Source organism: Pseudoalteromonas sp. APAL1, from assembly GCF_021532475.1.
In the GTDB taxonomy this organism is placed as follows: Bacteria; Pseudomonadota; Gammaproteobacteria; order Enterobacterales; family Alteromonadaceae; genus Pseudoalteromonas; species Pseudoalteromonas lipolytica_C.
In genome coordinates this window covers 44,341-52,758 of sequence record NZ_JAKGAW010000033.1, presented here as the reverse complement: position 1 = coordinate 52,758, position 8,418 = coordinate 44,341, and the positions used below count along the sequence as shown (strand labels likewise).

7 protein-coding genes are annotated in these 8,418 nt (G+C 39.8%); 6 read left to right on the top strand and 1 reads right to left on the bottom strand.

Features of this window, described 5'->3' with window-relative positions:
* The first annotated feature begins 291 nt into the window (after positions 1-291).
* The 3 genes from L1264_RS15365 to L1264_RS15355 all read left to right on the top strand — a co-directional run bounded on the left by L1264_RS15365 (position 292) and on the right by L1264_RS15355 (position 2,888).
* Entirely contained in the window at positions 292-846 is a 555-nt protein-coding gene (locus L1264_RS15365) for an isochorismatase family protein (protein WP_199527795.1), read from the top strand.
* 76 nt (positions 847-922) lie between these two features.
* Positions 923-2,389: a methyl-accepting chemotaxis protein gene (locus L1264_RS15360; RefSeq protein ID WP_199527794.1), complete on the top strand. Its 1,467-nt coding sequence runs from the start codon at positions 923-925 to the stop codon at positions 2,387-2,389.
* A gap of 13 nt (positions 2,390-2,402) precedes the next feature.
* Positions 2,403-2,888 carry a DUF6436 domain-containing protein gene (locus L1264_RS15355; RefSeq protein ID WP_138557767.1) on the top strand — a complete coding sequence of 162 codons (486 nt, stop codon included), beginning with the start codon at positions 2,403-2,405 and terminating at the stop codon, positions 2,886-2,888.
* A 121-nt stretch (positions 2,889-3,009) separates the two neighbouring features.
* Here the strand turns inward: L1264_RS15355 and L1264_RS15350 are convergent, their stop codons facing one another.
* Complete coding sequence (locus L1264_RS15350) at positions 3,010-5,283, bottom strand: CHRD domain-containing protein (RefSeq protein ID WP_199527793.1); 2,274 nt, start codon at positions 5,281-5,283, stop codon at positions 3,010-3,012.
* A 301-nt stretch (positions 5,284-5,584) separates the two neighbouring features.
* On the opposite strand from L1264_RS15350, the gene L1264_RS15345 reads away from it, so the two are divergent.
* The 3 genes from L1264_RS15345 (at position 5,585) to L1264_RS15335 (ending at position 8,272) form a co-directional block, all read left to right on the top strand.
* Positions 5,585-5,995: a hypothetical protein gene (locus L1264_RS15345; RefSeq protein ID WP_199527792.1), complete on the top strand. Its 411-nt coding sequence runs from the start codon at positions 5,585-5,587 to the stop codon at positions 5,993-5,995.
* Positions 5,996-6,392: 397 nt separating this feature from the next.
* A complete protein-coding gene (locus tag L1264_RS15340; protein WP_135926929.1) occupies positions 6,393-6,587 on the top strand; it encodes a (2Fe-2S)-binding protein in 195 nt (64 codons plus the stop codon).
* Positions 6,588-6,742: 155 nt separating this feature from the next.
* Positions 6,743-8,272 carry a phospholipase D family protein gene (locus L1264_RS15335; RefSeq protein ID WP_199527791.1) on the top strand — a complete coding sequence of 510 codons (1,530 nt, stop codon included), beginning with the start codon at positions 6,743-6,745 and terminating at the stop codon, positions 8,270-8,272.
* Positions 8,273-8,418: the final 146 nt, after the last annotated feature.

The window sequence follows — 8,418 nt, the reverse complement described above, 5'->3', positions numbered from 1 at the left end:
ACCTTGTGTTAGGCCTTCATCGGTAGAAATGCGTTGGATTTGCAGTGCATAGTTTTGTGCCAACGCAGTGGGAATGAGCGCGGAAAAGACAAATAAGAAAACAAAAAGAAAACGTTTAGGCACTGACTGATTAACCCTAAATTAGTGTTTGCGCATAATTTTTAACAAAATATAGCACAATTATGAACGTAATTTATGGTTCTGAAAAGATAATTTAGTAACAATGTCTGCTTAGTTCATATTTAGAAAGCTATGCTATAACTTTAGTAATTATCATAGTTTGAGGAAGTAATGCGCCATTCATATATATGCCAACAAAGCCAAGCAATGCTGCTGATCATTGATGAGCAAGCTGGATTAGCCCCTGTTATTGACGATTTTACTAATGTTGTACAACACACAGCTACCTTGTTAAATAGTGCTAAGTTACTGGCGGTCCCCTATTTATTTACAGAACAAAATCCTTCGAAATTAGGCCATACCAGTGAAGAACTCGTGCCGTTTATTACAGCAGAAAATTGTTACCATAAAATTCATTTTAGCGCCTGTTTAGAAAATGATTTTAACCACAAGTTAGCTGACTATAAACGAGCTCAGGTAGTAGTCACAGGAACTGAAGCACATGTGTGTGTGTTGCAAACATGTTTAGACTTGCTGGCTGCAGGTTTTCAAGTATTCGTTGTTGAAGATGCCATTGCTTCTCGAAATCAAAACCACAAAAAGCTAGCTATTAAGCAGCTATCTGCAGCGGGTGCTATTATTACTTGTACAGAGAGTGTGATATTTCAATGGCTAGAAAAAGCAGGGACCGATCAATTTAGAGCATTATTGCAATTAATAAAGTGAACCGTGATGCGCATCAAGCCGTATTGGCTCGATTAATTGTGTTTTTGTAAATTATTTAATAATTAAGGCTTTAACTATGACGAGTGTGCGCCGTCTTTTTACTTATTTGTTCCTGTTGTTGTTTATTGAATCTTTGGTGTTAGGTTTTGTTTATTCGACGCTAATAACGGGTGTGGTCACAGGCCTATTACTGCTGTCTTTACCACTTTGGATGCTCTATCAATATCCAACGAGCAAATTAACAGCTCATGTAGTCGCTGCCGGTTGCATGATGTTTTCGTTTTTACACATCCAACAAAGCTACGGCCTCATTGAAGTTCACTTTGAAATATTTATTTTAATGGCAGTATTGATCATGTTTGTTGAATGGCGCGTGTTTATTACAGCGCTTGTCTTTGTTGCCGTTCACCATTTGAGCTTTTACTTTTTACAGATAAACGAGTCTGGTTTTTATGTTTTCGATCCAGACAGGCTGTATTTTAGCACTGTACTTATTCATGCTGTATATGCCATCGTTGAAGCATTTGTGGCAGGTTATATTGCCAAAACTTTGCATCTGGAGAGAAGCTCAGGTCTTTCTTTAAGCGATACAACAGAACAAATTATGGCTGATGAAAACCGTATAAATATTAGCCTAAGAGCAGATGAGCGCCATAGTAAAGCTGTGGCGGGTTTTAATCGTTTACTTGGCTTTTTATCTCGGGTTGTGGGGGATGTGAAAAGTCAAACTAATGTTCTTAAAAATCAATCTAAACAATTGCTTGAGGTTCATGATGAGCTGCATGAGCAAGCCGTGTTACGTGAGCAGTTGTCTATAGATATTGCACAATCAGGCGAGCGTGTTGCTGAAGGCTTTGCCCATGTTGAACACGAAAGTAATGAATTACAAATGCAATTTGAGCAGTTGCATGTTAGTGCCGCAGACGCATTAAATGAAGTTGCAAATACCGATACCAAAGCAGCAGAGTTGGCAAACAACTTACAAGAAGCTGATCAGAATATTTCTCAGTTAGTGAATGCTTGTAGTCATATTTCTGAACTCCTTAATGAGATTTCATCAATTGCTGAGCAAACTAACTTACTTGCGCTAAATGCAGCTATTGAAGCTGCGCGTGCTGGTGAACAAGGCCGCGGCTTTGCTGTAGTGGCTGATGAAGTCAGAAACCTGGCAACGCGCAGTAAACATACCACCGATAAAATAACCAATACGCTCGAAAGCTTGATGCAAAACAGTGCTTCATCAACTAAATCAATGCAAGGCAGTGTGGCACTCATTGAGCAACTGTCAGCGATTAGCTCACAGATGAAACTACAAATTACTGAAATGACAGAGCAAGTTAACCTTGCTGCAAACAGCTCTCAATCGGTTGCGCATGTAGTACAGAGCCAAGCGGGAAATACACGTGCCATTGCCGAGAATTCACAAGCGTTAATTGCTAACCAAGCCAAAGATAACCTGATGATCGAAAAGCTTACCGAGCGCGTGCAACTCATTGATGAAAGTATTGATGTGATGGAGCAGGGTATTGCCAAATTCAAGTAGCAAGAGAGTGATTGTGGCAATCCTAGTTTGGATTGCCTTGGTTGTAGCTGCTTTATCGATTGCCTACTCTCAACAAATCACACTTTTTGACCCAGATAGAAAACTAGCAAAGCCAAATTGGCTGTCATTATTTCAAACCTCCATGGGGCTTAGCGCAAAGAACAGCAATACCTTATATATTATTGATGATAATAGCTGTGTCTGTTCAGCTCGCTCCCAAGCCCATATTGCTAGCCTTACAGATTATGCTACTGAACAAGATGTTAAAGTTATAAAGCTTAAACCAACCTCAGCAGTGGCGGCACTATTACCCGCTTACCCGGCTGCTGTACTAATTTCAGAAAATCAACAGCTTGTATACGCAGGTCCATTGTCAAAAGGACTAGCGTGTTCAAGCTTAGATGGCTTTGTCGAGTTAGTAATTGCAAACTTACGTGCTGGGTTTAACAGTCGGTTTATTAATTCAGATGCCGAGGGGTGTTATTGTGAGATTAGGTAGTAAGAAAATTACACATTCGCTATTTACAATAAAGTTGAAAGTATAATTTTAATTGTAGGGTCTTATTTTCGCTTAATTAGATAAAGAGGCCAATTAACTATTGGCCTCTGTAACACGGGAATTATTGAATTTGGCCTCTTATCTCTCCATTTGGATTAGCAGGAGTATGTACATTTATATAATGACCTCCTGAAGCGAGAACAGAGAAAATTTCAGCATTAATCATTAAGCCTGTAGTGCTCATCCAGCGATTCATATCATCACTGTCTTGCTCAAGAGGAGCTAGCACTGGGCCATTTTCACCTGCAAAACCGGTATGAATGTGCGCAGCGCTCGCATCGCTTACTCCTGATGTAAGTACTTGCAATTCAACGCTGTAATCATTGGTGTTTACTAATGCATAGCCATCGCCAGAGGCATCTGTTGTTACCGCAGAAACTTGTTGTTCACCACTTAGTGGGAAGGTCACGAATACATAGTTATCGGTAAGGATTTGGCCACGCAGTTCACCACTTGGGTTAGCAGGCGTATGCACATTAACGTAATGGCCACCTGATGCGAGTATTGCGAAAATGTCGGCATTGATCATGGTGTTTTCAGGTGTTTGCCACAGATTTGCATTCTCGCTTGACTGCTCTAGCGCAGCAAGTACATCACCATTCATACCGATACGGCCAGTGTGAATGTGTGCAGCAGTAGCATCACTAACACCTTCAGTTAATGCTCTTAATTCTAGATGGTAATTATCCATGTTCACTAATGCATAACCACTGCCTGATGCCATAGTGTCGACAGCAGGAACTTCTTGCATTCCACTGAGTGGGAAAGTAACAAGCTGATAGTTGTCTGTTAGGATCTGACCTCTAATTTCGCCACCTGGGTTAGCTGGCGTATGAACATTAATATAATGGCCACCTGAAGCAAGTACTGCGAAAATATCAGCATTAATTTGCGTGTTTTCCGGTGTCATCCACATTCCTGTATCAGTACTTGATTGCTCAAGCGCAACTAATACATCGCCATTTGTGCCAATCCGGCCTGTATGAATGTGAGCGCCTGTTGCATCATCAACGCCCATGGTGCTAACACGTAGTTCTAAGCCGTAATTATCCATGTTAATTAATGCATAAGCTTCGCCGCTAGCGTTACTCATAACGGCAGGTACCTCTTGCTTACCGCTAAGTTTAAAGGTTGTGAAGATATAATTGCTGGTAAGAATTTGTCCGCGAAGCTCGCCACCAGGGTTACCCGGGGTATGGACATTTACGTAATGGCCTCCAGAAGCTAGTACTGCAAAAATATCAGCATTGATTTGAGTATTACTTGGCGTCATCCACACGTTGCTGTCGTCCATTGATTGTTCAAGAGCGACTAATACATCGCCATTTGTACCAATACGACCTGTATGAATGTGCGCAGCGCTGGCATCGTCTAAGCCTGAGGTTACAACAGTAAGCTCGACACTGTAGTCGGTAGTATCAACTAATGCATAGCCATCACCACTTGCCATTGTGTTCACCATTGGTACTTCTTGATTGCCACTTAAAGCGAATGTAGCAACAGCGTAGTTATCCGTTAGGATCTGGCCGCGGATTTCACCACCGGCATACTCAGGCGTATGAACGTTGACATAATGACCACCATCTAAAAGGATTGCTAAAGTGTCACTATCGATTGTTGTACCTTCTGGGACTACCCAATCTGTCATTACTTCATCATCTTGCTCTAGAGCAACAAAAACATCACCATTTGAACCTAATTTTCCAGTGTGGATATGAGCCGCCGTTGCGTCATCAACACCCATAGTCACTGCACGAAGGCGCAATTCTGTTGTGGCACTGTCGTAAGACGCATAGCCATAACCCATTGCGTCGCTGTCGTTCATAGGCACTTGTTGATCGCCATTTAAAACAAAGGTGATGATACTGGTTGTATCAGGCACAATTTGCGCACGTAATTCACCATTAGCATACTGCTCAGTGTGTAGATTTATATACCAATCGCCATCCATTAAATCAGCGATTAAGCTCTCATCAAGGTCGGTAATTGCGACTTCATACATACCATCGGTGGTGGCTTCAAATGTGAATGCAACATCGCCATTAGCACCTAAGTCGCCGTCATGTATATGTGCTGCGCTAAAGCCCTCGACTGAGCTTGCGTCAAGTGTTGCGCGAAATTGCATTAAACTTTCGTCAAGCTCTACTGTTGCAGTTGCTGTTTGCATTGAGTTATTCATCGGCACTTCTTGCTTGCCGCTCAATGTAACGGAGTAGGTCATACTTGGGCTGAATTCTTGAACTGGGGGTGGAGTAACCACTTCGGTTTTATCGTCGTCATCATCGCTGCATGCTGTGATAAATAGCAAGCTTGTTGCCAAGAGTAAGTATTTCATCGTTCTTCCTTATATATTTGTATGTTCGGACGTTACGACGTGTCCATCACAACAAAGTGAACGAGGGAGATTTGAAAAGCGATCACAAAAGGTTATTAAAAAGTTATCAAATAGTAATTTATAACTAGTTTTTGCAATTAACTAAATTATGCTTTAGGGAAACAAGTACAAGGTGAGTGCTTGAGTATGCCTTAAGACTTTAAATAGAAAGATTTGGATGCTTAATGGGTACGTTTTGTGCATTAATTTCTTTTTAAACAGCACAGCTTAAAAGTGTCAAAAAAATAACCTTAGGAATATCATGCAAGTTACTCCATTTTCATCTTCTGTATTGTCAGACCCTGTGGGTCAGAAAAATAAAAATGATCTAAATCTAAACACCAATAATGCAACAAACGGCTATGCCAAAAATAATCAGCAAAATAACAATGTAGATTCTGAAACAGAGACAAAACCAGATACCCCACTCACTCAGCAAGAGTTAGTTGCTAAGATTAAAGAACTGCAAAATAAAATTAATATTGTAGAAACAAATGAAGAGTTAACGCCTGAGCAGCGTGAAGTGCAACTAAAAGAATTAAACGAGCAGTTAGACGATGAGGTTAATGCTGTTCAGCGAGCAGTGAAAAGCAATGTTTCTTCGATGATCAATTCACTATTTTCAATGCCTAGCAATAATCACTCCGGTATGCTTTTCAATAACAAAGCATAAAGTGTAATTAGAGGGACTCTTTTGCGATTCAAAGTTTGGGTAAGAAGTGCAAAATTGCCGCAGGCTTTAATAGCTAAATTATTAAGCCTGTTAATTTGGGGTTACTGAAAAATCATTAACTTTAGTTATGCTTTTGGTGCGGTCGTCTTAAGTAGCTACTTGCCCACATTACTGACAAACAACAACTAGCAAATTAGATCTTACAAAAAAATTTAAAAATTTTTCTTTCCCCGACTTTGACTAACCGTCCATAACATAAGGGGAAATTTTTATGCGTGTGCCATTTAGACAGTTCTGGTTCAAAAGTTATGCAAATATTGTCTATAACACTATTGCGAACTATTACCGTTTAGATTAATATGCATTCCATCAACAGAAATGAGAGTGGTTTGCATTCATGTATATTTGCCTTTGCCATGGTGTAACTGACAAAAAAATTGAACAAACAATTGATGATGGCGCGATGACTATGCGTGAATTATCAAAAGAGCTGCAGGTGGGTACCCAGTGCGGCAAGTGTTGTGGTTGTTGTAAAAAAATTCTCAATCGTAAACTAATCGAAATTGCTGATATTACTGAGCAAGTAGCTTAATCTATTTGCTCTTAAAGCCGTTAAAACCTTTTTATTACTACTTTTTACTTCTTTATCCCTCCATATTAGTTTTTATTTGCTTTTAATCCGTTCATTTATTAGGGTAATAGTATAACGATCACGTGTATCTCACGTTAAATCAATGGTAGGAAGCCATGATACTAGACTCTTCAAAACTCCTTTTTTGTGTATTATTTTTGTATATTTCTGGTTGCGCACAATTACCTTCAAGAGAGTCTATTCAACCAAGTTATGCCATTGCAGCAGATACACCCAGTACTATAGGAGATGCGGTGGGTAATAATCATCCTGGATTATCTGGTTTTTATCCTCTAGCAGATGGGGTCGATGCCTTTGTAGCTAGATTGGCACTTATTGATTCTGCAGAGCACACCATTGATGTGCAGTACTATTTATACCACAGACAGCAAACCACTATATTATTTACGGCTTTTTTATTAAAAGCTGCGGAGCGTGGGGTAAGAGTACGTTTACTACTCGATGATTTATCGCAAGCAGATAGTGAATTAGACCTCGCTGCACTGGCTGTTCATCCTAATATTGAAGTTCGTTTATTTAATCCCTTTCCTAACCGTCGTTTTAAAGCGCTTGGCTTTCTAAGTAATTACAGTCAACTGTCAAGACGAATGCATAATAAGAGTTTTATTGTTGATAATCGGATTTTTATCACTGGTGGCCGAAATATTGGCAATGCTTATTTTTCGGCAGAAGATCATTCTGAATTTATTGATTTAGATGTCATGAGTGCTGGAGAGATTGTTCCAGAGGCATCAAAAGCCTTTGATTTGTATTGGAATCACCAACTTTCTTACCCTGTTGAAGAGTTACATGGTTCACGAGATGAGCAATCTTTGGTTGATATTACAAACACACTTTCAAGTTATGTTGAGCAAAATCAGCAAAGTAATTATGTAGAACAATTACGTGAAAGTGAGTTTGTAAAACGGCTTCAAAATGATGATATTAAGTTTGATTGGCAAAAATCTGTGCTGTTTTACGACCATCCCGATAAAGTGATGAATGATGTCAATGAGCGCTCTGCAAACATGTCACCACTATTATTCAAAGAAATGGGTGAGCCCAAGCATAGAGCAATTATAATTTCACCCTATTTTATTCCTCGCGATTCAGGTGTGAAACTGTTAACAAACTGGGCTCAAAAAGGTATTGATGTCACTATTTTAACGAATTCTTTAGCTGCTACGGATGTATCCGCGGTGCATGCTGGTTATAAAAAATACCGAGAAGATCTCATTAAGGCTGGGGTAAAGCTTTGGGAATTAAAACCCAGTGATCTAATGGCTATTAAGCGCAAAGCAGGGCGTAAAGTTACAGGGTCATCGCAAGCAAGCTTACACGCAAAAACCATGACCTTTGATGATGAAAGGATTTTTGTGGGTACCATGAATCTAGACCCTCGCTCACTTGATTTAAATACCGAGATGGGAGTGTTAATCGAAAGCGAAAAGCTTAGTCGCTTTTTAGCCCATTGGGTTGATACGCAAATGCCCGAATATGCCTGGAAAGTTGCACTTAAAGATGATGACTTAGTTTGGCTCGACACAGTAAGTAATGAGCAGTTTGATGAAGAACCACAAACGTCATCTTGGCGGCGTTTTCAGGTTTGGTTTATTTCGCTATTCCCCATAGAAGATGAACTCTAAATCATTCACTCAGTATTTGTATCTAAGCCCAACTTTTTAGTTGGGCTTTTTGTTCTCAGTCTTTAGTTGTTAACTATTTCGGGATAAAAAATTGCAATTGAGCGTACACGTGTAAACCCATTGTATTCAAGTGCTTAGCATACAAA